This window comes from Paracoccus wurundjeri, from assembly GCF_030678915.1.
Taxonomy (GTDB): domain Bacteria; phylum Pseudomonadota; class Alphaproteobacteria; order Rhodobacterales; family Rhodobacteraceae; genus Paracoccus; species Paracoccus onubensis_A.
The window spans coordinates 48247-73350 of record NZ_JAUUTZ010000024.1 but is presented as its reverse complement, the minus strand read 5'-3'; the positions used below and the strand labels follow the sequence as shown (position 1 = coordinate 73350).

Sequence of the window (25104 nt, the reverse complement as noted above, 5' to 3'; positions counted from 1 at the left end):
AATCTTTTCCTCGCGCTGTCCACGCCGCGGGGGTGCCCCCCCCCGCCGCCACAAAAACCCCCGCCCCCCGCCCCCCCGCGCCCCCCCCCCCCAGCCCCCGGGGGCGCGGGCCCCCCCCCCCCGCTTCGGCAAGCCGCAACGACGCTTCACCTTCAGACGCCCGGACACAAGGTCAAAGCGATACTGTCGCAGGGATGTTGCAGCAAGTCCTGCAACTCCTCATCCAGAACCAGCATGGATACCGATAACCCCGCCATATCCAGAGATGTGCAATAATCGCCCAGCCAGCTTTGCATCACCTCGATCTTGCGGGCTGCAAGCCGCTTGTGGATACGGCGATTCACGATCGCCAGCTCCATCATGGGCGTGCTGCCCAGCGTGTTCAGCAATAATGCGATGCGGGCGCCGGCATCCAGTGATGCATCTTCGATCAGCGTCTCGATGATCCTGTCCGCGATACCGTCGGCCGTCATCAGATCGGCGCGCATCACCCCGGGTTCGCCATGGATCCCGACACCCAGTTCGATCTCGTCCGGCCCAAGCAGGAAACTGGGCCGGCCCGTTTCCGGCAAGGAACAGGCCGACAAGCCCGCCCCCATGCTATAAGTATGCGCATTGGCCTTTCGGGCGATCCGTTCGCATTCGTCAAGCGACTGCATCCTGTCGCAAGCCGCGCCAGCTATCTTGAAAACGAACGCATTCCCGGCCGTTCCGCGCCGCGCAGCCCGGTCGCTGGCAGGCGATGACGCGACATCGTCGGTGGTGATGACGCTGCGAACCGTGATCCCCTCGGCCACCGCCATTTCTGCCGCCATCTCGAAATTCATCGTGTCGCCGGTGTAATTGCCGAAAACATGCAGAACCCCAGCGCCACCATCTGCCTGCCGGGTACAGTCGAGAATGCGGTCAGGCGGCGGCGATGAGAAGACATTCCCAATCGCCGCCGCATCGGCAAGGCCCGGGCCAACATAGCCAAGGAACATCGGCTCATGCCCCGCTCCCCCGCCGACCACCAGCCCGACCTTTCCGGCAGGTGCGGGATAAGCCCGCGCCAGCGATCTGAGCGATCCTCCAATCGGGCGAAGATATTGCGGAAAGGCCAGAAGCATTCCCTCGATCGCCTCGTTCACGGCATCGCGGGGATCGTTCAGTATTTTCTTGACCGGCTGCATGCCCGCCATAGCAGGAGGCTCGTCCCGATCACGGCCAGGGAGAGTGGGTGGCCTGCGGGTCAGGCTCTGACGCTGAACCTCGATGCCGTCGGCGCGCAGGATCCCTTCGGCAGTAGCCGAGTCGGTGACAAGGACATTGACAAGTTCACCGCGCAGGGCGCCAAGAATCGCCTGCACCTTGTCGAAACCTCCGCAAACGCCGATCCGGGTAGGTACCCGCAACAATCCGGGAAGATCGATCCCGATCGTACGGCTGTCCAACGATCCGGGAACCGCCTTGCCCGCCGCATCGTAGAATCTTCCGGCAACCGCGCCCACCGCATTGCGATAGCTGTCACGGTTTTCTTCCGGAGTGGTCAGGAACCCGCTTGCTTCCACGGTCGAGCCGGGCCTGAGCGGTGAAAGGCCAAGAAGAACCATGTCCAGCCGGGTCAGATTGGACAATTGCGCGGCCAGCACCGGCTCTTGCAGCAACCCGTCGCGTATCCCGGGATCAGACAGGATCGCCGGGGCCGAGACCGGGATCATCCGGGCAGAAAGGTTCTGAGCCAATCGCGTAGCGCAAAGTTCGGGCGCACAGGACAGATCGGCCGTCATCGCCCCGGTTGCCGGTATCACGGTCAGATCGGAAAGACCGGGATCTCCGGCCGCTTCGGCAACGGCCAGCATGGTGCGCCCCCAGCCGATGCCGATCATGTCGCCTGCACGCAGATGCCAGCCCAGCGCTTGCGCGCCGGCGCGACCAAGACGTTCGATCAGGCTTGCCGTGCCTCCCTCGGCCGGAATGACAAGGCAATCCTTGAGCCCGAAATGCGCCGATAACTGACGCGCCAGGGACAGGGCCCGGAATCGGTCGCCATTGATCGAGATATTGACGATGCCCCGCTCGCGCGCTTCTGCCAGATAGGCGATAACGGTCGGGCGTGAAATTCCCATGACCGTCGCGATTTCGCCTTGGGTCAGTTCGTCCTCGTAATACAGCCATGCGGCCCATAACAGCGGGTCATCGCCAAAGCGCAATGGCGCCCGCGGCTTGGCCTCTGCCGCTCCGCCTTCGCCACGCGGCAAAGCTGTCGCCCGGCGCCTGCTCATTCTCTGGGATCCGTTTCCCGCACGACCCCGGCAAGAGATGTCAGGATGACAAACGCCGATCGTGCACCGGGATCGATCCGCCCCAGGGTCCTGCTGCCCAGCCGCGCCGCGCGACCACGGCTGGCTACCATCGAACGGGTGGCTTCAAGCCCCGCGCTGGCTGCGTCCAGAACCTCCTGCATCGGATTGTCCGTAACACCTGCCGCCGCTGCGGCATGGGCTGCGGGTTCCCAGACATCCATCATCGTGCAATCTCCGGGCGCCGCCTTGCCGCGACCGGCGATCCCTTCGCTGAACCCGGAAATAAGCGACGCAAGCGTGATACCGTCCGGGTCCGCGCGCCCTGCGGCACCAATGAAGCCGGATGCATAAAGCGGGCCGACCGTAGCCCCGACCGCCTGCAGAAATGCCCGCCCCGCAGCCCTGAGACAGTCAGGCAGATTCTCCGAGCCGCACAGATCGAAACCACGCATCGCGGCATGAAACCCGTCCGCCATCGAGGCGCCGTGATCGCCATCCCCGACTTCGCCATCCAGCGCAGATAATTCGGACCGCGCCTCTTCCAGAGATTGCGCGGCGCATAGCAGAAACCGCCGGATCGCGGATTTGTCCAGATATATGCCTGTTGTCATCCTGAAGGCTCCCGGTAAACCGGGCTCCAGCTTGACGGTTATGGTGGATGCACGCAATCTCTTGCCGCTCAGGTAAGGCGCTTTTCGACCCCATCCGCAAGCGCGTGCAGGATCAGGCAACAGGAGGCAGCACCAGCATCCAACACCCCGCGCGACCGTTCACCCAGACGGCTGGCGCGACCGATCCGGGCAATCATGTCTTTCGTCGAATCGCGGCCATCTGTGGCCGCCTGCCGCATCGCCGCGAGCATGACCGGAAATCCTTCGGAAGCGGTTTCTTCCGCCGCAGCAACAGCCGGAACCAAAGCATCCAGCAGGCATTTATCGCCCGCCTTAGCCTCACCGATGGCCATGACGCCTTCACAACCTGCGGCAAGCATCCGGGCGAATAACGCCGGGTCGATCACCTCTTCATCGGCGACGACATCCGCCATATCCGAAAAGAACATGCCATAAAGCGGCCCCATCGAACCGCCGATCTCGCCCATCAGGACATCCGTCACCGTGGCGAAGGCAGCATCAAGCCTGTCACCGTCACCGATCCTTTCCGCGGCGCGGGCAAAGCCCTTGGCCATGTTGTTGCCATGATCGCCATCGCCGATCTTGCCATCGATTTCGGACAGCCACGCACGGTTCGAAACCACCGCCTCGGCAATCCCGCGCACGACAATGCCCGAGCCGGCATTTGCAAATCCCGTCATCCTCTTCCCTCTCTTACGATTTCGCACGCACGGTCAGGCCGGGCGATTCCGCCTCCATATCGATCAATTCCTTCAGCTGCGGATCCAGCTTCATGACGGTCAGGGTCGCCCCCATCATCTCGAGCGAGGTGAAATAATTGCCCACGAAGCTGCGATGAACGCGGATTTCTCTGGTCTCAAGCTGTGATTCAACCCGGTCATACAATACGTAAAGCTCGTTGACCGGGGTCGCGCCAAGCCCCGAAAGCAGAACGCAAACCTCATCACCCGCCTCAAGCTGATGATCGGCCAGAATGATATCCAGCATCCGGTCGGCCACATCATTTGCCGGCAACAGCTCGACCACATCCGTGCCGGGTTCGCCGTGATGGCCAATGCCGATTTCCATCTTGCCGGGGGCGATCTCGAAATTCGGCTTTCCATTGGCCGGCAATGTGCAAGGCGCCAGCCCCACCCCCACCGAGCGGGTCGCATCGATGGCAGCCTGCGCAACCTTTTGCACATCTTCCAGCGAAGCACCTCGCGCTGCGCATGCGCCGCCAACCTTCCACATCAGGATCTCGCCTGCCACGCCGCGCCGAAGCCCGCGTTCCGCCTGCGGAGCCGAGCAGACATCGTCATTGGCCACCACGGTCAGGACCCGGATGCCCTCTTTCGCGGCCATACGCGCGGCCATTTTCACATTCATGTTGTCGCCCGCGTAATTGCCATACAGCACGGCAACCCCCTCGCCGCCATCGGCGGCGCGGATCGCTTCCAGAAAAGCCTTGGCGGTCGGAGACGAGAACAATTCACCAACAGCAACAGCGTCAACGAGATTCCGGCCGGTATAGCCGATAAATGCAGGCTCGTGACCCGAGCCGCCTCCGGTCACGATTCCGACCCGCCCCTTTTCCCCGCAGCCATGCGACAGCACGACCCGCGGATTGGCGTCGGACAACCGGACCAGATCGCGATGAGCACGCAGGAATCCGGCAACCGTCTCGTCAACGATGTCATCCGGATCGTTCAAAAGCCTCTGCATATCGCTCCTCCCAAAAATCCTTGCGGCTGAAATACCGGTCTTTCATTTCGAAGAACTGCCTTAGCTGTCAATCAGAATCGACAGTTCATTTTTACATATTGAATTTAAATATTGACAAATGTCAATTTCAAGGATTTCCTCACCACCATCCGGCCCGGCACCGGACAAAAGGGAGGGGAAGATTTTGCCACGCAGGACCGATGCTCAGCTTATGTTTCTGGTCGCGCTCAATGCGCTTGTCCTGCTTTCCAGCCTGGCCCTGGTTGATCGGCAATTCTTCTCGCTGTTCAATTTTCAGTCCATGGGAACCCAGGTACCGGAACTGGGACTTCTGGCGCTTGGCGTGATGCTGGCCATGATTTCGGGCAATGGCGGGATAGATCTTTCCGGGATCGCATTGGCCAATCTGGCCGGAGTCATCGCCTTTCTGCTGGCCCCCCTGATATTCTCATCCGAAGACGCGCCGGCCGCCTTCTTCCTTGCATTTGCCGGGATCGCCCTTGTCACCGGCGCACTTGGCGGGGCACTGAACGGCGCGCTGATCGGATATGCGGGGATGACGCCCATCATCGCCACGCTTGGCACCCAGCTTCTGTTTACCGGGCTGGCCGTCGGCCTGACCGGCGGATCCGCGCTGAGACTGGGTTACGTGCAGATCATCGATGATTTCGGCAATATGCCCATCTGGGGCATCCCCTACAGTTTCGCCCTGTTCCTGCTGATCGCCGCCGCGCTTGCCGTGCTGCTGAAATTCACCCGTTTCGGAAACCATCTGTTCCTGATGGGCTCGAATCCGAAAGCCGCGCGTTTCGCGGGGCTGCGCGTGCAGTCCATGCTGTTTCGCACTTATCTGCTGGCCGGAATTCTGGCGTCGATCGCGGGGATCATTATCGCCGCGCGCAATTCCAGCATCAAATGGGACTATGGCAGCTCTTACGTTCTGGTCGCCATCCTGATCGCGGTCATGGCCGGGGTCCGTCCCGAGGGCGGTTACGGCCGGGTGATCTGCGTCGTGCTTTCGGCAATGGCGCTGCAAATCCTTTCGAGCCTGCTCAATTTCATGCAGATTTCGAACTTTTTCCGCGACTGCGCCTGGGGGCTGATGCTGCTTCTGTTCCTGGCCAATGCGCGCGTCGACTGGAATGCCTACATCCCCGCCGCCCTGCGCGGCAACGCCCGTCAGGGCAGCTAACACCGTAAGGAGGAGAAGATTTTCATGAAACGCCATACCCCATTCCGTATCGCCGCCGCAGCAGCGGGCATCGCCATGCTCGGCAGCGGCGTCCTGGCGCAAGAGGGCGACAAAGAGGCCGTTACCGTCGTCAAGGTCACTGGTGAAAACTGGTTCACCCGCATGGAAGAGGGCGTGAACGCTTACGGTCAGGAACATGACGGCATCGCAACCCGGCAGGTTGGCCCCGCCCGCGCCGATGCCGCTCAACAGGCTGCCATCGTGCAGGATCTTGTGGCGCAAGGGGTCGATGCGCTGGCGATCGTGCCGATGGATCCGTCTTCGCTGGAAGGCATTCTGCGCCGGGCAATGGGTCGGGGAATCACCGTCATTACCCACGAGGCCGACAATCTCGAGAATACGCAGCTTGACCTTGAAGCCTTCGACAATGAGGAATTCGGGGCCCGCTTCGCCACGCGCATCGCCGAATGCATGGGCGAAAAGGGCAAATGGACATCCTTCGTCGGATCGCTGGGTAGCCTGACCCATGTTCAATGGGCCGATGGTGGCGCGAAATACATGGAGCAGTTTCCCGAGATGGAACTGGTCTCCCCCAAAAACGAAAGCTTCAACGACGCCAACCGCGCTTATGAGCTTGCCCGGGAAATCCTGCGCACCCATCCCGATATCCGCGGCTTTCAGGGCGGGTCCGCCATTGACGTGATCGGCATCGGCCGGGCCGTCGAGGAAGCGGGACTGGAAGACGAGACCTGCGTTTACGGGCTTGGCCTGCCGCGCGACACATCGGAATATCTGGAAAGCGGCGCAGTCGATGGCATCTCGTTCTGGGATCCCAAGGATGCGGGCTATGTGATGAATGTCCTCGTGGATATGACGCTGAAAGGCGAAGAGGTCGAATCCGGCATGGATCTGGGTGTCCCGGGTTATGAGGATGTCACCGTCTCGGATGGCCCCGGCGAAGGCAAGATCGTTCGTGGTCAGGCATGGGTCGATGTCGATGCATCGAACTGGAAGGACTACCCGTTCTAAACCCGAAAGGGACGCGGTGCCGGAACGCATCGCGTCCCTTCCATCTTTTGCAATTCCGGAAATCCTGCTGTCATGCCCGAACTTCCCGCCACCAGCGGCACCCCTTTTCTTGAAACGCGCGCGCTGCACAAGTTCTATGGCGGCGTGCATGCGCTGAGGGGCGTGAGCCTTACGATCAATTCCGGAGGTTCCTATCACCTGCTGGGAGAGAATGGCTGCGGGAAATCCACCCTAATCAAGATCATTTCGGGTGCGCAGCCCGCCAGTTCGGGCCAGTTGCTGATCCGGGGGCAGGACATGACCGGACTTGACCCGATTGCCGCGCTCGATGCCGGGATCGAAACGGTTTACCAGGATCTGTCGCTTCTTCCCAACCTGTCGGTGGCAGAGAATATCGGCCTGTCACAGCAGTTGGTCGAAAGTTCTGGCCGGTTGTTCCGCCGCATCAGCCCGGCGCAGATCGACGATGTCGCGCGCCGCGCCCTGTCCGAGGTGAACCTGCCCACGGATCCCGAGTTTCTGGCGCGTCAGATCCAGACGCTTCCGATCGCCATCCGCCAGCTTGTCGCCATTGCCCGCGCCATCGCCAGCAAGGCCGGGCTGGTCATCATGGACGAACCCACGACCTCGCTGACAAGGCGAGAGGTGCGTAACCTGATCTCGGTGATCCGGCGCTTGCAGGAAAGCGGCACGGCGGTTCTGTTCGTTACCCACAAGCTGGACGAAGCGCGGGAGATCGGCGGAACCGGCTTGGTGATGCGCGACGGTGAGCTGGTGCAGCAATGCGATGTGACGCAGGCAAGCAATGCCGAGATCGGGCTGTGGATGACCGGCCGAGAGCTTGAACAGGGCCGCTATCGCCACTCGCCGGTCACGCCCCCTGCCCCGCTCATGCAGATTCAGGGGCTGGGATTGAAGGATGCCTATCGCGATATCGATCTGACCATCGGCGCCGGAGAAATTCTTGGCGTTACCGGGCTGGCCGATTCCGGGCGGAATGACCTTGCAAAAAGCCTTGCCGGGCTGGCTCCGCCCGATCGCGGGAAAGTGGTGCTGGAGGACAGGCCGCTTGATCCGTCCGAGCCTGCAAGCGTGATCTCGGCAGGGATCGCCTATGTTCCCGAGGATCGGCTGACCGAGGGACTTTTCCTCGAAAAATCGATCTCAGCCAATGTCACCATGTCCGTTCTGGACAGGCTGCGCAATTCGCTGGGCCTTCTGAACCGCCGCAAGGCCCGGGAGCTGACACAGAAAACATTGGACGAGCTACGGATCGTCGCCGCCGGGACCGAAGCTCCGGTACAGTCTCTTTCCGGCGGAAACCAGCAGCGCGTGCTGATCGGCCGCTGGCTTGCGACAGGTCCCCGGGTTCTGATCCTGCACGGGCCGACAGTCGGCGTGGATGTCGGATCGAAGGATACTATCTTCAGGATCATTCAGGCGCAGGCCGAAAATGGCACCGGGATCATACTGATTTCGGACGATCTGCCGGAACTCCTGCAAAACTGCGACAGGATCGCGGTCATGCGCGACGGGGCCGTCAGCCGTATCTTCACGGCCGAAGGTCTGGAAGAAGAAACGCTGTATAACGAGATCGCCGGTAGCGGCGGCAAAACTGCGCGGGAAGGATAACGATGACCGCAACCCGGACTGTTCAGACCGACGACACGACCAAACCGGGGCGGCTTGCGCAGCTATGGCTGTGGTCGGCACGTCACCCGGCGGTATTCCCCGCCGCGATGATCGTGATCACCTGCGCCGTCATCGGGGTTGTGAATCCCGATTTTCTGCATATCGCCAACCTGTTCGACATTCTCCGAGCTTCGGCGATCCGCGGATTGCTTGCGCTTGGCGTCTTCGTCGTATTGGCGGCAGGCGGTCTGGACGTCTCCTTTACCGCAATCGCCGCCTTCGTCATGTATTCCCTGACCCTGATCGTGGTGAATTTCCTGCCCGGCGCGGGCATCGTTCCGATCCTTGCCTGCGCGGCGCTGGCGGGGGGTGTTCTGGGTGCGGTCAACGGGCTGCTGGTCAACGCGCTGCGGGCGCCTGCACTGATCGTCACGATCGGCACGCAATACGCCTTGCGCGGCGCATTGCTAAGCTTTGTGGGCACCGCCCTCTTCATGAACATCCCCGGCTCGATGAGCGCATTCGGGCAGATGCCGCTGGCGACCGTGACCACCGCGCGGGGCCTTACCGTCACCCTTCCCGCCTATGTGCTGCTGACGGTCATAGCGGCGCTGGCAACATCGTGGATGCTGAATTACACGCTGATCGGCAGAGCGGTCTTCGCCGTGGGGGGCAAGCCCGAAATCGCGGCGCGGCTTGGCTTCCGCGTAGCGCATGTTCGCGTCTTCGTCTTCGCATATGCCGGAATGCTGGCTGGCATCGCAGGAGTGCTGCATGTCTCGGCGAACCGGCTGGCAAATCCCTTCGATCTTGCGGGGACCGAGCTTCCGGTCATCGCCGCGGTCGTGCTTGGAGGCGCGCGCATTACCGGAGGCTCGGGCACGGTGCTGGGAACCATGCTGGGCGTGATCCTGATCACGCTTGTGTCCAGCGTTCTTATCCTGCTTGGCATCCCCAGTTCATGGCAGACGGCCATTCTTGGCGGTTTCATCATCCTTGCGGGCCTGTTCTTTGCGCGGATCGACCGGATGATCCTGAAATAGCGCCCTATCGGCGGGCACTGTTCTTTCCGCGACCGGTGCAAGGAAGGAAAGGCTTGATCGCCGGCGCCAAGAATATACCCTTCCGTCATCGGCCCGGCAGAACGACCGACGCAATTGCCCAAAACGGAACGAGCAGAACGCATGACGGATATTCTTGAACTCTCGACGCGGCAGCTCATCGCCGCATTCAATTCACGCGCGCTGTCACCGGTGGAATATATGGCGGCCCTGATTTCACGCATCGAGGCTTCGGAGCCAAAGGTGCAGGCGCTCTGGCTGTTTCGTCCCGAGCAGGCGCTTGAAGACGCGCGGGCCTCGGAAGATCGCTATCTGCAAAATGCGCCGAAAGGGCGGCTTGACGGCGTTCCGGTCACGATCAAGGAACTGATCGCGACCAAAGGCGATCACGTCCCGCAGGGAACCGCCGCCATTACGCCCTTCGCCGCCAATGAAGACGCCCCCACAGCGGCGCGCCTGCGTGAAGACGGGGCGGTCATCTACGCGAAGACCACCTGTCCGGATTACGGAATGCTGTCATCGGGGCTGTCGTCATTCCATCAGCTCAGCCGCAACCCCTGGGATCTGACGCAGAATCCCGGAGGCTCCAGTTCGGGCTCCGGCGCCGCGGGGGCAGCGGGTTACGGAAGGCTGCATGTCGGCACCGATATCGGCGGCTCGATCCGGATTCCCGCTGGCTGGACGGGATTGTTCGGGCTGAAGCCCTCCTTCGGCCGGGTGCCCATCGACCCCTATTATACCGGCAGGGTCGCGGGGCCGATGACACCCACCGTCGATGACGCCGCGATCCTGATGCAGACGATCACCCGTCCGGACTGGCGCGATGCGACATCGCTCAAGCATGAGAATATCGACTGGGATACGGGGCCAGTCGAGCTTCGCGGCATGAAGATCGGGCTGATGATGGAGGGCGGATGCGGAAATCCGGTTCACCCCGAGATCACAGAGGCCGTTCAGAACGCCGCGCGCCTGTTCGAGGGAAACGGCGCGACCGTCATTCCCGTCGCCCCTGTCCTGACCCGCGAGATGCTTGACGGGCTTGGCATGGCATGGGCCGCGCGGGTCTGGTCCATGATCTCGAAACTGGAACCCGGAGCACAAGAGCGCATCCTGCCCTATATCAGGGACTGGGCGGCAACCGGCGCGGATGTCAGCGGCCCCGAGGTCGCCGCCGGTTTCGAGCAGGTTTTCGCCATGCGCCGCGCCGCCAACAAGGCTTTGCACGGGCTGGACGCGATCATCTCGCCGGTCAATCCGGATCGCAGTTATCCGGCAGAACTTCCCTCCCCTACAAATGACCCGCAGCGCAATTTCGAGCATATCGCATTCACGGTTCCCTGGAACATGGGCGAGCAGCCCGCCGCCTCGGTCCATTGCGGGATGACATCCACCGGAATCCCGATCGGCCTGCAAATCGTCGGGCCACGTTTCGAGGATCTGGCGGTTCTTCGTATCGCCCGAACATGGGAAGAGATGCGCGGCCCCATAACCGACTGGCCGCGCTTCGATCGCCCATAGCGCCATCCGGGCCCATCACCCCGAACCCGAACATCTGAAGGAAAGACATGACGATTTCATTCGATCCTCGCGCCAAGGCCGATGCGATGTACAAGGGCGCCTTTCAGCCCATGCTCATCGGGGGAAACTGGGTACCCGCGTCATCGGGACAGGTGATGGATGCGATCAATCCCGCAAATGGCAAATTGCTGGCGCAACTGCCGCGCGGACAGGCCAAGGATGTGGATGCAGCCGTCGGTGCCGCACGCAAGGCACTTGAAGGTCCGTGGAGCGGGTTCAAGCCCTATGAACGTCAGGCCCTGCTGCTGCGAATCGCGGATCTGGTCGAGCAGAACTGGGAAACGCTTTGCGTCTCTGACACGCTGGATATGGGCCTGCCGATCAGCCGCACCCTTGCGAACAAGCGCCGTGTCGTCGGCATGCTGCGGTTCTACGCGGGCATGGCAACTGCATTGCATGGCGAGATGATCGAGAATTCGATCCCCGGCGAGGTCGTGTCCTTCACACGCAAGGAACCGATCGGGGTGGTGGGTGCGATCATTCCGTGGAACGCGCCCACCGCCTCGTCGATCTGGAAAATCGCGCCGGCGATCGCGACCGGCTGCACAATCGTTCTGAAACCATCCGAAGAAGCCTCGCTGACCCCGCTGATGATCGGCAAGCTGATGCAAGAGGCGGGATTGCCCGACGGCGTCGTCAATATTGTCACTGGCACCGGCGCCGAGGCGGGCGCGCGGTTATCCGAACATCCGGGCGTCGACAAGATCGTGTTCACCGGCTCGACTGCGACCGGCCAGGCTATCGCCCGGGCATCTGTCGGCAATCTCAAGCGCGTTTCGCTTGAACTGGGTGGGAAATCACCCGTTATCATCTGCGCGGATGCCGATCTGGACCGGGCTGTTCCCGTTGCGGCCATGGCGGTTTATGCTCATTCGGGGCAAATCTGCATTGCCGGGTCTCGCCTTTTCGTGGCCCGCGGGATTCATGAGGAGTTTGTCGAACGCCTTGCCGAATATGCAAAGAATCTGCGGATCGGCGATGGCATCGACCCCGAAACCGCGCTGGGACCGTTGATTAATGCACGGCAGGCCGGAAAGGTAGAGAAATTCATCGCCTCGGCCCATGATGAAGGCGCGACGCTGATCACCGGCGGGACGCGCCTGACCGATAACGGCCTGGATAGCGGCAATTTCATCGCACCCACCGTGTTCGGCGGCGTCAGAGACGACATGACCATAGCCCGCGAGGAAATCTTTGGGCCGGTCATTTCAGCAATGCCCTTCGATACGATCGAAGAGGCCGTCCAAAGGGCAAATAATACGCCATACGGGCTGGCAGCGGGCGTATTCACCCTGGATTTGGGCATGGCGCATAAACTGACATCGCGCCTCAAGGCAGGCTCGGTCTGGGTCAACATGTATCACGCCATTGATCCCGCCGTACCTTTCGGAGGGATGAAAATGTCAGGATATGGCCGCGAGGGTGGGCGCGAACATCTGGACGAATACCTGGAAACCAAGGCCATCTGGATTCAGACCGACTGATTTTGCAGCAAACACGTTCGGATGCCCCGCGCAGTTCTCGCTATTCTCCGCCCGGCTTCCTTCTGCTGCGCCATTTTTCGACGGCGACGGGGTTGTGGATTGGGCAATCGGCGGTCAGCCATTCGGGATAAAGGAAGTTATCCTGATCCTCGCCGTCGCGGAACGAGCAGTCGCAGCCCAGAGCGCTGGCCTCTCCGGTCCGTGGATAGGGGAGTTCATGCATGGTCCACACCTCGCAACCCGCGTCTGATCACCTCAAGCGTTGTCTTGTCGCAGATCAGTTTTTCGCAGGCGGCAGTGATGCGGACGCGGTCGGCCACCTGTTCCAATATCACCGGCTGTATCCCGGCCCAGTCGGAGAGATCGAGAATATCGCCCGCCTTGAAATCGGTGATCACATTGCGCTCTCCGGTTCTGTACACTTTGAAGGTGTTGCGTCCGGGCCCCCCGCTTGCCAGGGTTTTGCCGGCATCGAGGATCAGCAGATTGTCCCCGGCATTGCCCTGCAACGTATCGTCGCCCGGTCCCGAAATCAGGGTATCGTTACCCGCACCGCCTTGAAGCAGATCGTTCCCGGCGCCGCCATCCAGATAGGACGAACCGGCGCCGCCGATCAGAAGATCATCGCCCGCACCGCCAAACAACTTGTTGCCTCGGCGCATGCCCGCGCGCAGCGTGTCATTCCCGGTACCGCCACGGGCCGTCACTCGGATATTCCCGGGCGGCATGATCCGGTTATCGCCATCGCCCAGTTCGGCCACGAAATGATGATGATGTGCCTCTTCGATCCGGATGGTGTTTCCAAGATCATTGCCGATCAGCGTCATCGTCGCCGACATTCGCCCCATGGTGTGGAAATCATTCACATGCGCGGGAAGCTTCACCGTGCCGCCCCTTTCCTCGGGCGCGCCATACATTCGCTGATAGCCCGGTGAACGCCCCTTGGCGGGCACCACATCGCCCAACGTGGCGAATGACGTGCTGATCCGCGGCACGGTCGGGGAACTGCCCATGAAAGAGGTGAATTGCCCCTGCCCATCCGTTTCGCCGCGATCATCGACAAGAAGAAACTGCCATTCCGCACAGGTTTTCAGAACCCGGTCACGCAATGCCGGGAAATCCGGGCTTTCTTCGGCGATATTCTTCTTTGCCCAGGGATCCCCGGCGATATCGAACATCTCGCCGGAGCCGTCCTGATAGAGAGTCACCCGTTTCATGCCGATGGCGCAAGAGACGGAACCGTACCAGAAGGTCGGGATCGCGCGTTTTTCCGGGGTTTCCCCTCTGATCCAGGGCATCAGGCTTTCGCCCCGATGGCCGACAGGTTTCGGGATCCCCGCGACATCCAGAAGCGTCGCGCCCAGATCGATATGGCTGACGGGCGCGGCGACAACCCGCGGCGTCTGGTTCGGCACCCTGATGATGAATGGCGCACATGCCGCCTGTTCATAAAGCGTGAATTTATGCCAGGCGTTATGGTCGCCAAGGTGATAGCCATGATCCGAATAGAAAGCGACAACGGTATTGTCCCGAAATCGCGAATCCTCCAGCGCATCCAGAATCCGCCCAAGCTGCTCATCCATGAACAGGGCGCCGGCGGCATAGTTCCGGATCGTCTTGCGGGTATGCAGAACCTCTTCCTCGGACCAATTCGCGGGGTCCTCGGACGAAAACTGGTCTGCCGTGACGAAGCTGTTGGCGAAAAGGGTCTTTTCGAAGCCCCCATGCCAGTCCTGTGGCAAGATTACCCGATCCAGATCGATCGCATTGAAACATCGATTCGGCGCCCAGAACGGCACATGCGGGCGAAAGAACCCCGTCTCCCAATACCAGGGGCGATCCTGATCAAAATTCCGGATATGATCTATGGTCTGCGATGCGACGGCATAATCATACCAGTCGGTGTCATTATCCCAGCCCCGCCCATACTGTCCGCCATGCTCGGTCGCCATGCCGCTTGGCTGCCACCGCCCGATCCGGAATGGCGGCGTATCGTAAAGTGCCTCGTAAACGAAGCCGGGTTGCGGCTTGTATCCATGGAACACCTTGCCGATGGTTCCCATGTAATAGCCCGAACGCCGCAACCGATAGGTCCAGAGATTCTCCGGGCGGATGATCTGCCGCCACCCGATCGTCAGATCGAAGGATTGCGTTTCGGCAGGCGACAGGCCGGACATCACCGCAGCGCGTGCGGGTTCGCAAAGCGGGACCACGCAATAAGCGCGGTCGAAATCGGTGCCGCTTTCTGCCAGCCGCCGCAGGTTCGGAAGGTGGAAATCCTTGATGAGAACGGACAGCATCCGCCCGACATGGCACAGATTGTCCGCCGCGATCATCAGGATATTGTGGGGCATCACGTCTCCCCTGCCCGCCAACGCTCCTGCCGGACGGCAACCCGGCCCGAGCGCGCATATCTGTAAAGTGTCGTATCCGGCAGAAGCAGGCTCTCCGCGCTCCATGAATCGGTGACCGAGCCGCGATTTGCGGGAAAACCGTCGATCTTCGTCCGGGTCTCGCCCCAGGCATAGCGGAGCGTAAGATCCCCCTGCGGAGCCTTGTCGAAACGGAGGAGAACGTGATTCTTCCGCGCCTCGGCCGCTGTCATCCTCGCGCCGTTTTCAATGCCGTCCACGGCAAAACCGTGGCTTTTCGGATTGCGGATGATCAGATCCGACATCGTCGTAAAACGGGCGCGCAGAATATCCCCATCGATCTCGGCCTGCTCGAGCGATGGACAAAACCAGTCACGGCCGGCCAGACGTTCCGAGGCCGCAAGCGATTCGAGTTCACTGACCATGAGGGCCGAGCCCGGCGTCAGCGTCGCCGGCATGTTCACGCCGTGCCGGAACGGATAGCGAGGGGTCGCCACCACGAAACCAAGCCCCCAGTGATGCCAGTCCAGCCTTCCCTCGGCAAGAATCACCTCGCTTGTGCCATCATTCAACGTGCCGGCGGACTGGCTGACGATCACGATCGGATAAGGCGTCTGCCCGGTCGCCTTCGCGACCTCTTCGCGCAATTCCCGCGCCACCGCGGCATAATGGAAATCGGCGGCCTGCTCGCTGGTCCGGGGCGCGCCTTCAAGCAGCGACAGATTGATCCTGTCGGCAAAAAGCGCCTTATCCCAGGTGGTCAGAGCCTGTTTCGCCCTGGCCAGTTTCTCGACGATCCTTTTCCGCCCCGCCGCTCCCGGCAAGGCATCCTGCTCTATCGTCGACGAAACCGGAACGGTGACCGGAACAACTGTATAAAGCGCCAGATGGTGCTTGTCCGCCTGCGCCAGAAACGCCGCCGCCTGCGCCGTTGCCGCACGACCATCCCCGGGACGCTTCAGATTCTCATCGACGATATGATAGCGGTAATCCTCTTTCAGCGGGCGTGAAACGCCGATACTGCCGCCCCCGAATGCGACAATCGCAATCGCGGGATCAGGTGATTGCGCAAGCGTGACGCCATTCCTCTTCTCGAACCCGAAAACGCGGCCCTCCCACTGATCCGACATATACCGGATCGTACCATCCGCGCTTCTCATCGCCATCCACGCATTGCCCTGATTGTCAGGGTCAACAAACACAGGCAAATCAGAGGGGAAATCCGGCATCAGAAAATACACCTTAATATTCTTGCGCCTTATTCGTAGCAGCCCGGAGAGGCTTGAAGCGAAAAATCGCTCATGCACAATCATTAGAGGCGAAAAGCAGCCCATTCAAGCCTTCGTCACCCATGCCTCGACTTCGTCTTGAGGTTGAATGGTTCCCCAACCTCCACGCGTGTTGGCACTTGTCAACGAGATTGGCGCCCTGATAAAGTTTCAGCCTGAAACACGACCGGAAAATCCTGCGATAATGAATATAAGCAACCGATCATAATGGATTTTAAAGGTCGCTACACGACATTCCAACGCGATGAGCAACGGGCCTGTCCACTCTCGAAAACCGCCGGGTCTCTGCTGTTTCAATACGGGCAATCATGACAAAACCGATTGGCGTCGCGCGACGCGACAGATTGCAGGCGCGGAACGCGGTCACCAAATCGCTTCGGCTGCGTTGGAACTGCGACAGCAGCGATAACGCGACCATTCAGGAGGCGACAGAGAGATGAGCAGCGAAAAAACCACCTCGCCAGAACCCATGCCTACCGCCATCGCCGTAGCCGGGCTTGGTTATGTCGGCCTCTCCAATGCGGTGCTGCTGGCACAACAGCACGATGTGCGCGCCTTTGATATCGACCCCGCACGGGTGGATATGGTCAATAATCGCCAATCGCCCATCGAAGATCCGGAACTCTCGGAGTTCATGGCCGACAGACCGTTAAGCCTGACCGCCACGACCGATGCCATGCAGGCTATGGAAGGCGCCGAATTCGTGGTGGTCGCGACGCCAACCAATTATGACCCCCGAACCAACCGTTTCGACACCTCGACTGTCGAGGCGGTCATAGCCGATGCGCGCAGGCTTGCGCCCGATGCCACCATCATCATCAAATCGACCGTGCCGGTGGGTTTCACGGCCCGGATGCGGGAAGAAACCGGTTTCGACAATCTCATCTTCGTGCCTGAATTCCTGCGCGAAGGCCGGGCGCTTTACGACAATCTTCATCCTTCGCGAATCGTGGTCGGGGATCATGGAGATCCGGCGCGACGCTTTGCCGAACTGATGGTCGAGGGCGCGATCAGCAAGGACATGCCCGTGCTGTTCACCGGCCCCACCGAGGCCGAGGCGATCAAGCTTTTCTCGAACACCTATCTCGCCCTGCGCGTCGCCTATTTCAACGAGTTGGATAGCTACGCCTTACGCTTTGGCCTGAGCACGCGCGAGATTGTCGAGGGCGTGAGCCTCGATCCCCGTATCGGCAGCCATTACAACAATCCCAGCTTTGGTTATGGCGGATATTGCCTGCCCAAGGACACCAAACAGCTTCTGGCCAATTACGAGGATGTGCCCCAAAACCTGATCTCGGCTATCGTGCAATCGAACACGACACGAAAGGATTTCATCGCCGAAAGGATCGTCGCGCTGAGGCCACGCGTGGTCGGCGTCTACCGGCTGGTGATGAAAGCTGGCTCGGATAATTTCCGTGACAGCTCCATTCAGGGGATCATGAAGCGGATCAAGGCCAAGGGGATCGAAGTCATCGTATATGAACCGGTGCTGAAGGAGGATTTGTTTTTCAACAGCCGGGTTATCCGCGATCTGGACGCGTTCAAGGCGGAGGCCGACCTGATCCTTGCCAATCGCCGGACGGATGTGCTGGCAGATGTGGCGGAAAAGGTCTTTACGCGCGATCTTTTCGGGTCAGACTAAAGAGAACGGAGGGAAAGAATGGCTGTGATCTATGTTCTGAACGGGCCGAACCTGAATCTGCTGGGCAAGCGTCAGCCCGAAATCTACGGGCGCGATACGCTTGAGGATGTGGAACTGTTGTGCCGCGACGTGGCCGGTGGCCATGAGATCCGCTGCCTGCAATCGAACTGGGAAGGCCAGATCATCGACTGGATTCACGAAGCGCGCGAACAGGCGGCGGCAATCGTCATCAATCCGGGCGCATTGACGCATACCTCGGTTGCCGTACTGGATGCGCTGAACGCCTTTGATGGCCCTGTGTTCGAGATTCATATCAGCCAGGTGCACAAGCGCGAGGCATTCCGCCATCATTCTTATGTCTCGCTGCGCGCCGACGGGGTGATTGCGGGTCTGGGGATCGAGGGTTACGCCGCAGCGGTGCGGCGCGCGGTGATGCTGATCGGGGACTGAGTGCGGGGCGACGTAACAGCGCGGATCGACGATATGCGGCTGCATCAAGGCTTCCGCGCAAGGCCGTTATATGGGAGCCTTTGATGACCGCATTTCACCTTGACAACCGGCTCGCCCGCCATCTTTTCCTTGACCGTCACGCCTTGATTGAGCCTCCGACAGGATCCGCTGGCACCGGCGAAATGCAGGCACTGATCGAGCGGCTTGGTTTCGTACAAGTGGACAGCGTTCAGACCGTTGCGCGCGCCCATCACATGATCCTGTGGTCACGCAGGCAGCGTTATCGCCCGGCGACCCTGGCCCGCCTGCTGGAACGCGACCGCAGCATCTTCGAAAACTGGACACATGATGCCGCCGTGATCCCGACCCGGTTCTTCCCCTATTGGCACCAGAAATTTCACCGCAGCCGCAAGCGCATGGAAGAACGCTGGCCGAAGTGGCAGGGCGATGCCTTCATGGGTGAATGCGATGAGGTGCTGGATCGTATCGCCCGATATGGCCCTCTCTCGGCGGGCGAAGCAGGGGGCGGCAAGTCGGGCAATGGCGGCGGCTGGTGGGAATGGCACCCTGCCAAGGCTGCGCTGGAATATCTGTGGCGCAGCGGCAGGCTTGCCATCGCGAAGCGCGAAGGCTTCCGCAAATTCTACGACCTGACAGAGAAGGTCATACCCGAACCGCATCGCGCAGCCGTGGAAAACGGCGTGACGCTGGAATGGGCCTGCAGCGCGGCCATCGACCGATTGGGCTTTGCTACCCATGGCGAGATTGCGGCCTTCTGGGATGTGTTTTCCCCGGCCGAAGTCCGCGACTGGTGCCTGTCCGAAATCGCCGCCGGACGTCTGATTGAAGGGCGTTTCATGGGCGCCGATGGTCGCCTTTGGCGCAGCTATGCCCGTCCGGACATCATGGAAGCCGCCGCGCGATCCCCCGAACCTCCGTCAACGCGCATCCGTATCCTGTCGCCTTTCGATCCGGCGCTGCGCGATCGCAGACGGGCCGAGCGGTTGTTCGGCTTTCGTTATCGCATCGAAATCTTTGTTCCCGAGCCCAAACGGACATATGGCTATTATGTCTTTCCGGTCATGGAAGGAGCGCGCCTGATCGGGCGTATCGATGCGAAAGCCCTGCGCGAAAGGAATTGCCTGTCCGTGCGCGCCTTTTGGCCCGAAGCGGGAATCGCAATGGGCAAGGCACGCATCGCGCGACTGGAGGCGGAACTGGAACGGCTTGCCCGGTTCTCGGGCTGCGCGGCGGTCGAATTCGCCGATGGCTGGCAGCGCGATACCGTAGCAGCATAACCAGCCGCAAAGGATATCCAGGAATTCCCGGATGAAGTCCGGGGAGGACAGGACGCCCTCCCCGGTTTTCATTCAGTGCAGTGTCGCTTCGGATTTTGGCCCTTCACCGACCGCGCCAAGCCGATGCCCGGCATGCCCGACACGGTTGCCGACCAGCAGCCCATCATCGCTTGCACTGACCTGAATGGTCTGCCCGTCCAGAACCTCGCCGGACAATAGCAGTTCGGCAAGTGGATCCTGCAAGGCACGCTGGATCACACGTTTGAGCGGCCGGGCTCCGAACACCGGGTCATAGCCCTGATCGGCCAGCCATTTGCGGGCACCTTCGTCCAGTTCCAGCGTGATCTTGCGGCCCGCCAGACGCGCCTCCAGCCGTTCAAGCTGAATGCTGACGATACCATCCATGTTCTCGCGCGTCAGGCGGCGGAAGATGATGATCTCGTCCAGCCGGTTCAGGAATTCGGGGCGGAAATGCGCCCGCACCGCTTCCATCACCTGATGGCGGGCGTCGGTGGAATCCGCCTCCTCGGGCAAGGCCGACAATACTCCCGATCCAAGATTCGAGGTCAGGATGATCAGCGTCTGCTTGAAATCCACGACCCGGCCCTGCCCGTCGGTCAGTTTGCCGTCGTCAAGAACCTGCAACAGCACGTTGAACACATCGGGATGCGCCTTTTCGACCTCATCGAACAGGATCACCTGATAGGGCCTGCGCCGAACCGCCTCGGTCAGCACACCGCCTTCGTCATAGCCGACATAACCCGGAGGCGCACCGATCAGGCGGGCGACCGAATGTTTCTCCATGAACTCCGACATATCGATACGGACCATGGCCTGATCGTCATCGAACAGATAATCGGCCAGCGCCTTGGTCAGTTCGGTCTTGCCGACGCCGGTAGGGCCAAGGAACAGGAAGGATCCAAGCGGGCGGTTTTCGTCGTTCAGCCCCGCACGCGCACGGCGCACAGCATTGGAAACCGCTGTAACGGCCTCGGATTGGCCAATCACCCGATCTGCCAGTTCTTCTTCCATTTTCAGTAGTTTGTCCCGCTCACCTTCAAGCATTTTGGACGTCGGAATGCCAGTCCAGCGCTCGACCACTTCGGCGATCTGTTCGGGACGCACGGCCTCTTCGACCATCGGCCCGCTTTCCTCGGATTCCTCAGCCTGCGCCAATTGCTTTTCGAGATCAGGAATGATGCCATAGGACAATTCGCCCGCGCGGGCGAGATTGCCCTCACGCTTGGCCTGTTCCAGTTCGGCCCGCGCCCGGTCCAACTGCTCTTTCAGGCTGCGCGACCCTTCCAACCGGTCACGCTCGGCCTGCCAGCGGGCGGTCATCCCGGCGCTGCGCTCCTGCAAGTCGGAGAGTTCCCTTTCAAGCGTCTCCAACCGGTCCTTGCTGGCCGCGTCATCCTCTTTCTTCAACGCTTCGGCTTCGATCTGCAATTGCAGGATCTGACGATCCAGCGCATCAAGTTCCTCGGGTTTGCTGTCCACCTCCATCCGCAGACGGCTGGCGGCCTCATCCACAAGGTCAATGGCCTTGTCGGGCAGGAAACGGTCGGTGATGTAACGGTTCGACAATTGCGCAGCCGCAACCAGCGCGGCATCACTGATGCGGACACCGTGGTGCAGCTCGTATTTCTCCTTGATTCCGCGCAGGATGCTGATCGTATCGGCAACCGTCGGCTCTACGATCATCACGGGCTGGAAGCGCCGGGCAAGAGCCGCGTCCTTCTCGATATATTTGCGATACTCGTCCAACGTGGTGGCGCCGATGCAATGCAACTCACCCCGCGCAAGCGCCGGCTTGATCAGGTTGGCGGCATCCATCGCTCCATCCGTCTTGCCCGCACCGACAAGCGTGTGCAATTCGTCGATGAACAGGACGATTTCACCGGCGGCGGCCTCGATTTCCTTCAGGATCGCCTTCAGCCGTTCCTCGAATTCGCCGCGATATTTGCTGCCAGCGATCAACGCGCCCATATCCAGGGCCATCAACCGCTTGTCGCGCAGGGATTCAGGCACGTCGCCGTCGATGATGCGCAAGGCAAGCCCCTCGGCGATGGCGGTCTTGCCCACGCCCGGCTCGCCGATCAGCACCGGGTTATTCTTTGTGCGGCGGCTGAGAACCTGCATGGCGCGGCGGATTTCCTCGTCACGGCCGATGATCGGATCGATCTTGCCCTGCTCTGCGGCCTCGGTCAGGTCGCGGGCATATTTCTTCAGGGCTTCATAGCTGTCCTCGGCACTCGCCGAATCCGCCGTGCGTCCCTTGCGCAGATCGTTGATCGCAGAGTTCAGCTTCTGCGGCGTTACCGCTCCGGCCTCAAGCGCATCTCTGGCATTCGTATTCACCATGGCCAAAGCCATCAACACGCGCTCGGCGGGGACGAAACTGTCGCCCGCCTTCTTGGCCAGTTTCTCAGCCTCATCCAGCACGCGGACCATCGAAGGATCGACATAGACCTGTCCTTCGCCGCCGCTGACCTTGGGAAGCTTTGCAACCGCCTGATCCACAGCCTCGGCGACACGCCGGGCGTCGCCACCCGCGCGATTGATCAGGTTCGAGGCAAGCCCCTGATCGTCATCCATCAAAGCTTTCAGCAGATGTTCGGGAACGACCCGCTGATTCCCTTCGCGGATCGCAATGGTTTGCGCGGCTTGCAGGAACCCGCGCGACCGTTCCGTGAACTTTTCCATGTTCATCGGCATATTCTCCTTTTGTTAGCCCCCGAGTTGACAGACGCCCTGTAAAGGCACGCCGCGGTTCGGGTCTTCGGATAGAAGATGGGGAGGATCAGGCCGCTTTCAAGCCACAAACGCCTGTGCAATAAGAGCGCGATTTTACGATGAAACGGGGGCGAAGATGGATGACAGGCTGATCGTGGCGCTTGATGTGCCGAACGCATTGGAGGGGCTGGAACTGGCGAAAAAGCTGGGCGATGCCGTGGGGTTCTACAAGATCGGGCTGGGGATGCTGACCGGCGGCGGGCTGGCCTTGGCGAATGAGCTGAAACAGGATCATGGCAAGCGCATCTTTCTTGATATGAAACTGTTCGATATCGGCGCCACGGTCGAGGCAGCCGTGCGTGGATTGGCACAGTTCGATCTGGACTTCCTGACCGTTCACGGCGATCCGCATGTGGTTCGCGCCGCGAAAGAGGGTGCTGCGGGCAGCAATCTGAAGATCCTTGGCGTCACCATCCTAACCTCGCTGGAACGCCCCGATCTGGACGCCGGAATGATACGCGAGGGCGATCTGCACGAGATCACCGTGGAGCGCGCAGCCCGCGCCTTTGAAGCCGGTGCCGATGGTATCATCTGCTCGCCCCAAGAGGCGGCTGCGATCCGTGCCTTGTCGGGCTCGGGGCTGATCGTAACGCCGGGGGTACGGCCCGCAGGCGCCGATCTGGGCGATCAGAAACGGGTTGAAACCCCGGCCAGTGCCATTCGCGCCGGGGCCGATCACATCGTTGTCGGCCGCCCGGTATGGAAAGCGGAGGATCCCCGAAAGGCCGCGCAGAATATCCTGACCGAACTGGCGACTATCCCGGGATAATCTCCACAGATGGCCAGCCTCGCCCTGCCCCCTGTGCAGCCTGCCCCTTATATTGCCAGCCCCCCCAAAAACACCTCCCTCCCTTGCGCTTCTTCTTTGCACAAATACCTTGCAGGGGGTGCGGGGGATGTAAAATCCCCCGCCACGGCGCGGAACGCAATCTCCGCTATAATATGATCAGTTCAACGCGCTTCGGCGATATACCGGGGCGGCGGAACACCACGCAGGGCGCGCTCAGCTATCTTCCGGTTTCGCGCCCAGTGAGGCAAAGGCCGTTTTCTGACGCCCGGTCCAGCTCAGATGCAGGCGCAGCCCATCCTCGGTGGTTTCTTCCAGTTCGACCACGCCTGCTTCATGCAGCCATGCGCGGCGACGGCCATCGCTGAAGGGCAGCAGCACCGTTTCGCTTGTCCGGGCCTCGTCGAGCGCGCGCGTCAGATGCGCCTCGATGGCGGCGGTCAGATCCTGCAATCCTTCACCCGAAAGCGCACTGACCGCCTGCACGCCTTCGGTCCGCGCATCGGTGCGGCGTAACGCCGCGCGGGTTTCCCCGGACAGGGAATCGATCTTGTTCCAGACCTCGATCAGTTCGACATCCTCGGCCACACCAAGATTTCCAAGAATTTCGGCGACATCGGCCGCCTGCTCCTCGGTTTCGGGATGGCTGATATCGCGGACATGCAGGATCAGGTCAGCCTCCAGCACCTCTTCCAACGTGGCGCGGAAGGCCGCGACCAGTTCGGTCGGCAGGTCGGAGATAAAGCCGACCGTATCCGACAGGATAATCTTGCGCCCCGAACTGCCGCCGCCTGCATCCGGCAGGCGGATCGCCCGCATGGTAGGGTCGAGCGTGGCGAACAGCATGTCCTTGGCCATGACCTCGGCCCCGGTCAGCCGGTTGAACAGCGTGGATTTTCCCGCATTGGTATAACCCACAAGCGCCACGATGGGATAAGGGACGCGGGCGCGGGCGGCGCGATGCAGGCTGCGGGTCTTGACCACCCGCTCAAGCTGCCGGCGCAGGCGGGTCATCTGCTCGTCGATGGCGCGGCGGTCGGCTTCGATCTGCGTCTCACCCGGACCGCCCACGAAGCCAAGGCCGCCACGCTGCCGTTCAAGGTGAGTCCAGGCCCGCACCAGCCGCGTGCGTTGATAGGACAGCGCCGCGAGTTCAACCTGCAACACGCCCTCACGTGTGCGCGCCCTGTCGGCGAAGATTTCCAGAATCAGGCCGGTGCGGTCGAGCAGTTTGACCTTCCAGCGATCTTCGAGATTGCGCTGCTGAACCGGTGTTACCGGCCCGTCGATCAGCACAAGTTCCACCTCTGCCGCCGCGAGCCGTTCACCGATCTCGGCCAGCTTGCCCTTTCCGAAAAGACTGCCCGGATTGGGTTCGCGCAGGCGCGCCACTTCTTCGCCGACCATCTCGATGCCCGGCAAGGCATGAGCAAGCGCCACAGCCTCAGCCAGGGCATGCTCGGGCTCGCGCCTCTGGGTCCGGGCATAGCCCAGATCGGGATGAATCACATAGGCGCGGGTCGGTTTTGCCTCGGTCGGGGCGGGTTCGGCCAATCAATCCTCGCCTTCGTAAAGCGAGATCGGCTGGCCCGGCATGATCGTGCTGATCGCGTGCTTGTAGACAAGCTGGGATTGCCCGTCACGGCGCAGGAGAACGCAGAAATTGTCGAACCAGGTAATGACGCCCTGCAATTTGACACCATTGATCAGAAATACCGTAACCGGCACCTTGGCCTTGCGGACGTGATTGAGAAAGGCGTCCTGCAGGTTTTGCTTATCGTTGGCCATTTGAATTTCCAGTACGTTTCTTGGGTTCGAGCATTAATTAACATTTATGCGAGTGCCGCAAGGCTTGCAAGCAAACTGCATCCGC

The 25104-nt window shown here is 61.0% G+C and carries 21 protein-coding genes; 11 read left to right on the top strand and 10 right to left on the bottom strand.

Annotation, left to right across the window (positions count from 1 at the left end; all coding sequences use genetic code 11):
• Window positions 1-152: 152 nt before the first annotated feature.
• The 4 genes from Q0601_RS19550 to Q0601_RS19535 form a co-directional block, all read right to left on the bottom strand.
• The gene (locus Q0601_RS19550; RefSeq protein ID WP_305291593.1) at window positions 153-2264 is read right to left on the bottom strand and encodes a bifunctional sugar-binding transcriptional regulator/dihydroxyacetone kinase subunit DhaK; all 2112 of its coding nucleotides are present in this window, start codon (window positions 2262-2264) and stop codon (window positions 153-155) included.
• Window positions 2261-2896 carry a dihydroxyacetone kinase subunit DhaL gene (dhaL, locus tag Q0601_RS19545; RefSeq protein WP_305291592.1) on the bottom strand — a complete coding sequence of 212 codons (636 nt, stop codon included), beginning with the start codon at window positions 2894-2896 and terminating at the stop codon, window positions 2261-2263. Before dhaL (Q0601_RS19545) ends, Q0601_RS19550 begins: the two co-directional genes overlap by 4 nt.
• Before the next feature lie 68 nt (window positions 2897-2964).
• Window positions 2965-3597, bottom strand: coding sequence for a dihydroxyacetone kinase subunit DhaL (dhaL, locus tag Q0601_RS19540; RefSeq protein WP_305291591.1), 633 nt, complete (start codon window positions 3595-3597; stop codon window positions 2965-2967).
• 13 nt (window positions 3598-3610) lie between these two features.
• Window positions 3611-4621: a dihydroxyacetone kinase subunit DhaK gene (locus Q0601_RS19535; RefSeq protein ID WP_305291590.1), complete on the bottom strand. Its 1011-nt coding sequence runs from the start codon at window positions 4619-4621 to the stop codon at window positions 3611-3613.
• A 184-nt stretch (window positions 4622-4805) separates the two neighbouring features.
• Between Q0601_RS19535 and Q0601_RS19530 the strand changes: the two genes are divergently transcribed.
• From Q0601_RS19530 to Q0601_RS19505, 6 genes are all read left to right on the top strand, one after another.
• The gene (locus Q0601_RS19530) at window positions 4806-5813 is read left to right on the top strand and encodes an ABC transporter permease (RefSeq protein ID WP_305291589.1); all 1008 of its coding nucleotides are present in this window, start codon (window positions 4806-4808) and stop codon (window positions 5811-5813) included.
• A 24-nt stretch (window positions 5814-5837) separates the two neighbouring features.
• Window positions 5838-6842: a substrate-binding domain-containing protein gene (locus tag Q0601_RS19525; RefSeq protein ID WP_305291588.1), complete on the top strand. Its 1005-nt coding sequence runs from the start codon at window positions 5838-5840 to the stop codon at window positions 6840-6842.
• Window positions 6843-6914: 72 nt separating this feature from the next.
• Window positions 6915-8474, top strand: coding sequence for a sugar ABC transporter ATP-binding protein (locus Q0601_RS19520; RefSeq protein ID WP_305291587.1), 1560 nt, complete (start codon window positions 6915-6917; stop codon window positions 8472-8474).
• 2 nt (window positions 8475-8476) lie between these two features.
• A complete protein-coding gene (locus tag Q0601_RS19515; protein WP_305291586.1) occupies window positions 8477-9517 on the top strand; it encodes an ABC transporter permease in 1041 nt (346 codons plus the stop codon).
• 141 nt (window positions 9518-9658) lie between these two features.
• Window positions 9659-11053: an amidase gene (locus Q0601_RS19510; RefSeq protein WP_305291585.1), complete on the top strand. Its 1395-nt coding sequence runs from the start codon at window positions 9659-9661 to the stop codon at window positions 11051-11053.
• A gap of 47 nt (window positions 11054-11100) precedes the next feature.
• The gene (locus Q0601_RS19505; RefSeq protein ID WP_305291584.1) at window positions 11101-12597 is read left to right on the top strand and encodes an aldehyde dehydrogenase family protein; all 1497 of its coding nucleotides are present in this window, start codon (window positions 11101-11103) and stop codon (window positions 12595-12597) included.
• Between the two features lie 40 nt (window positions 12598-12637).
• Here the strand turns inward: Q0601_RS19505 and Q0601_RS19500 are convergent, their stop codons facing one another.
• From Q0601_RS19500 to Q0601_RS19490, 3 genes are read right to left on the bottom strand one after another with little or no spacing between them, the layout of a single operon-like run.
• On the bottom strand, window positions 12638-12820 hold the full coding sequence (locus Q0601_RS19500; protein WP_305291583.1) for a hypothetical protein: 183 nt from the start codon (window positions 12818-12820) through the stop codon (window positions 12638-12640).
• Window positions 12813-14951, bottom strand: coding sequence for a sulfatase-like hydrolase/transferase (locus Q0601_RS19495; RefSeq protein WP_305291582.1), 2139 nt, complete (start codon window positions 14949-14951; stop codon window positions 12813-12815). Before Q0601_RS19495 ends, Q0601_RS19500 begins: the two co-directional genes overlap by 8 nt.
• Complete coding sequence (locus Q0601_RS19490; protein ID WP_305291581.1) at window positions 14951-16135, bottom strand: hypothetical protein; 1185 nt, start codon at window positions 16133-16135, stop codon at window positions 14951-14953. Before Q0601_RS19490 ends, Q0601_RS19495 begins: the two co-directional genes overlap by 1 nt.
• Window positions 16136-16566: 431 nt before the next feature.
• Here Q0601_RS19490 and Q0601_RS19485 point away from each other — a divergent pair, with 431 nt between their 5' ends.
• The 4 genes from Q0601_RS19485 (at window position 16567) to Q0601_RS19470 (ending at window position 19648) form a co-directional block, all read left to right on the top strand.
• Window positions 16567-16698: a hypothetical protein gene (locus Q0601_RS19485; protein WP_305291580.1), complete on the top strand. Its 132-nt coding sequence runs from the start codon at window positions 16567-16569 to the stop codon at window positions 16696-16698.
• Window positions 16695-17900 carry a nucleotide sugar dehydrogenase gene (locus Q0601_RS19480; RefSeq protein ID WP_305291579.1) on the top strand — a complete coding sequence of 402 codons (1206 nt, stop codon included), beginning with the start codon at window positions 16695-16697 and terminating at the stop codon, window positions 17898-17900. Before Q0601_RS19485 ends, Q0601_RS19480 begins: the two co-directional genes overlap by 4 nt.
• Before the next feature lie 18 nt (window positions 17901-17918).
• Window positions 17919-18350 (top strand): type II 3-dehydroquinate dehydratase, encoded by a 432-nt coding sequence (aroQ, locus tag Q0601_RS19475; protein WP_305291578.1) that lies wholly within the window; start codon window positions 17919-17921, stop codon window positions 18348-18350.
• Between the two features lie 83 nt (window positions 18351-18433).
• Entirely contained in the window at window positions 18434-19648 is a 1215-nt protein-coding gene (locus tag Q0601_RS19470; RefSeq protein WP_305291577.1) for a winged helix-turn-helix domain-containing protein, read from the top strand.
• A gap of 72 nt (window positions 19649-19720) precedes the next feature.
• Here Q0601_RS19470 and clpB read toward each other — a convergent pair whose 3' ends face one another.
• Complete coding sequence (clpB, locus tag Q0601_RS19465) at window positions 19721-22360, bottom strand: ATP-dependent chaperone ClpB (protein ID WP_305291576.1); 2640 nt, start codon at window positions 22358-22360, stop codon at window positions 19721-19723.
• Between the two features lie 160 nt (window positions 22361-22520).
• Here clpB and pyrF point away from each other — a divergent pair, with 160 nt between their 5' ends.
• Complete coding sequence (gene pyrF / locus Q0601_RS19460; protein ID WP_305291575.1) at window positions 22521-23213, top strand: orotidine-5'-phosphate decarboxylase; 693 nt, start codon at window positions 22521-22523, stop codon at window positions 23211-23213.
• 234 nt (window positions 23214-23447) lie between these two features.
• Here the strand turns inward: pyrF and hflX are convergent, their stop codons facing one another.
• The gene (gene hflX / locus Q0601_RS19455; protein ID WP_305291574.1) at window positions 23448-24785 is read right to left on the bottom strand and encodes a GTPase HflX; all 1338 of its coding nucleotides are present in this window, start codon (window positions 24783-24785) and stop codon (window positions 23448-23450) included.
• Window positions 24786-25019, bottom strand: a complete 234-nt coding sequence (hfq, locus tag Q0601_RS19450; protein WP_106689381.1) for an RNA chaperone Hfq — start codon at window positions 25017-25019, stop codon at window positions 24786-24788.
• Window positions 25020-25104 lie beyond the last annotated feature (85 nt).

What these genes read in the sequence shown, in the direction of transcription:
- Q0601_RS19550 (WP_305291593.1), bottom strand. Translation starts at nt 2,264, where the DNA reads ATGAGCAGGCGCCGGGCGACAGCTTTGCCGCGTGGCGAAGGCGGAGCG.
- dhaL (WP_305291592.1), bottom strand. Translation starts at nt 2,896, where the DNA reads ATGACAACAGGCATATATCTGGACAAATCCGCGATCCGGCGGTTTCTG.
- dhaL (WP_305291591.1), bottom strand. Translation starts at nt 3,597, where the DNA reads ATGACGGGATTTGCAAATGCCGGCTCGGGCATTGTCGTGCGCGGGATT.
- Q0601_RS19535 (WP_305291590.1), bottom strand. Translation starts at nt 4,621, where the DNA reads ATGCAGAGGCTTTTGAACGATCCGGATGACATCGTTGACGAGACGGTT.
- Q0601_RS19525 (WP_305291588.1), top strand. Translation starts at nt 5,838, where the DNA reads ATGAAACGCCATACCCCATTCCGTATCGCCGCCGCAGCAGCGGGCATC.
- Q0601_RS19520 (WP_305291587.1), top strand. Translation starts at nt 6,915, where the DNA reads ATGCCCGAACTTCCCGCCACCAGCGGCACCCCTTTTCTTGAAACGCGC.
- Q0601_RS19515 (WP_305291586.1), top strand. Translation starts at nt 8,477, where the DNA reads ATGACCGCAACCCGGACTGTTCAGACCGACGACACGACCAAACCGGGG.
- Q0601_RS19510 (WP_305291585.1), top strand. Translation starts at nt 9,659, where the DNA reads ATGACGGATATTCTTGAACTCTCGACGCGGCAGCTCATCGCCGCATTC.
- Q0601_RS19505 (WP_305291584.1), top strand. Translation starts at nt 11,101, where the DNA reads ATGACGATTTCATTCGATCCTCGCGCCAAGGCCGATGCGATGTACAAG.
- Q0601_RS19500 (WP_305291583.1), bottom strand. Translation starts at nt 12,820, where the DNA reads ATGCATGAACTCCCCTATCCACGGACCGGAGAGGCCAGCGCTCTGGGC.
- Q0601_RS19495 (WP_305291582.1), bottom strand. Translation starts at nt 14,951, where the DNA reads ATGCCCCACAATATCCTGATGATCGCGGCGGACAATCTGTGCCATGTC.
- Q0601_RS19490 (WP_305291581.1), bottom strand. Translation starts at nt 16,135, where the DNA reads ATGGCGATGAGAAGCGCGGATGGTACGATCCGGTATATGTCGGATCAG.
- Q0601_RS19485 (WP_305291580.1), top strand. Translation starts at nt 16,567, where the DNA reads ATGACAAAACCGATTGGCGTCGCGCGACGCGACAGATTGCAGGCGCGG.
- Q0601_RS19480 (WP_305291579.1), top strand. Translation starts at nt 16,695, where the DNA reads ATGAGCAGCGAAAAAACCACCTCGCCAGAACCCATGCCTACCGCCATC.
- aroQ (WP_305291578.1), top strand. Translation starts at nt 17,919, where the DNA reads ATGGCTGTGATCTATGTTCTGAACGGGCCGAACCTGAATCTGCTGGGC.
- Q0601_RS19470 (WP_305291577.1), top strand. Translation starts at nt 18,434, where the DNA reads ATGACCGCATTTCACCTTGACAACCGGCTCGCCCGCCATCTTTTCCTT.
- clpB (WP_305291576.1), bottom strand. Translation starts at nt 22,360, where the DNA reads ATGAACATGGAAAAGTTCACGGAACGGTCGCGCGGGTTCCTGCAAGCC.
- pyrF (WP_305291575.1), top strand. Translation starts at nt 22,521, where the DNA reads ATGGATGACAGGCTGATCGTGGCGCTTGATGTGCCGAACGCATTGGAG.
- hfq (WP_106689381.1), bottom strand. Translation starts at nt 25,019, where the DNA reads ATGGCCAACGATAAGCAAAACCTGCAGGACGCCTTTCTCAATCACGTC.